Source organism: Collinsella sp. AF05-9 (genome assembly GCF_003465595.1).
In the GTDB taxonomy this organism is placed as follows: Bacteria; Actinomycetota; Coriobacteriia; order Coriobacteriales; family Coriobacteriaceae; genus Collinsella.
Window position 1 is genome coordinate 1 of record NZ_QSBB01000075.1, and the last position, 1,455, is coordinate 1,455.

General features: G+C 68.2%; 2 protein-coding genes. Both read right to left on the reverse strand.

Translation table 11 applies throughout. From position 1 onward, the window contains the following. Positions 1-38 precede the first annotated feature (38 nt). Positions 39-890: an IS3 family transposase gene (locus tag DWV43_RS09955; protein WP_055250211.1), complete on the reverse strand. Its 852-nt coding sequence runs from the start codon at positions 888-890 to the stop codon at positions 39-41. A gap of 20 nt (positions 891-910) precedes the next feature. Further along, on the reverse strand, positions 911-1,455 hold a 545-nt coding region (locus DWV43_RS09960; protein WP_369832286.1), incomplete at its 5' end, for a transposase.

Below are 1,455 nucleotides of genomic sequence, written 5' to 3' on the forward strand. Positions count from 1 at the left end.
TGAACTGCGCCCCGAAACTTGGACTGAATAAATAGCGACTACGCCGCAAGGGCCCGGCTCCGGAACTCCTCCGGCGTCAGGCCCTTCAATCTTACCTGCCTGCGCCGCGTGTTCCAATGGACTATGTACCCTTCCAGGTCGCGCTTGAAGTCCTCGAAGCTGCCCCACTCCCTGCCGCGGTAGAACTCGTCCTTCACGTGGCCGAAGAGCTGCTCGGTGGCGGCGTTGTCGATGCAGTTCCCCTTGCGCGACATGCTCTGGGTGATGCCCGCCCCCTCCAGCCTGGAGGTGTAGGACTCGTGCTGGTACTGCCAGCCCATGTCCGAGTGCATGGTCGGTGCCGCCCCGTCGGGCAGGGCCTCGAGGAGCCGGTCGAGCATCCTGTGCTGCTGGGCGAGGTCCGGCGAGGTCGATATGTCGCTCGCCACGATCTCCTTCGTGCAGAAGTCGAGCACCGGGGCCCAGTAGGCCTTGGCGCCGGCGACCTTGAACTCGGTGACGTCGGTGCCGAGCTTCTGCCACGGCCCCTCGGCGCCGAAGTCCCTCGCGATGACGTTCTCGAACGTGCTCCCCACGAGTCCCCTGTAGGAGCTGTACCGGCGGCGGGAGCCCCGGCGGCGTATCCCGCACCGGATGCCCATCTCGCGCATCATCTTGAGCACGGTCTTGTCGGCCACGACCGCGCCCAGCTCGGCGCGCAGGCACATGGCTATCTGCCGGTGCCCGCAGCCGTTGGCGGTGCGCGAGAATATCTCGGCCGCGGCGTCGCGCAGCTCGGGCCGGGTCGGCCTCCGCGGGTGCGCCAGCGCGTAGTAGTAGGTCGACCTCCTGAGCCCCGAGCACTCCAGCAGGTGGCGCAGGGAGTGCCCCTCCGCTCTCAGCGCCCTCACCGCCTCGGCCGCCGCCCTGGTCAGAGCCCGTCCCGCTCGACCAGGGCGCGCAATTTTTTTAGGTAGGCGACCTCGGCCTCGAGCCTGCGGCAGCGCTCCTCGAGCTCCTGCTCGCGGGTGCGGGCCCGGGGTTTCGACCTCGACCCCCTCGGCCTGCCCTTCGGTCCGGGCCGCAGCGCCTCGGCGCCGCCCTCGCGGTAGAGCCTGCACCAGCGCTCCAGCGGGGACTTCGACCTGATCCCGAACTCGGCCATGGCGTCGGTCTTCGCCATCCCGCCGTCGACCACGGCCGACGCCGCGGCGACCCTCTGCTCGAATGTGTACCTGGATTGTTTCCCGCCCATGGACAGCAGCGCCTCGCTTCCGAACGCCCGGTATACCCACTGCCATTCTCTCACGGTCTCGCGGGGGACGGACAGGGCCTCGGCCGCCGGCTTGCAGCCGACGCCGGCGTCGAAGAGCTCGACGGCCCGCCTCCTGGACTCCAGGTCGTGCTTCACCCTGAGGTCTATACTCATGGAAAACCTCCCATTTCCCGATGTCCAAGAAATGGGAGGCAGTTCAC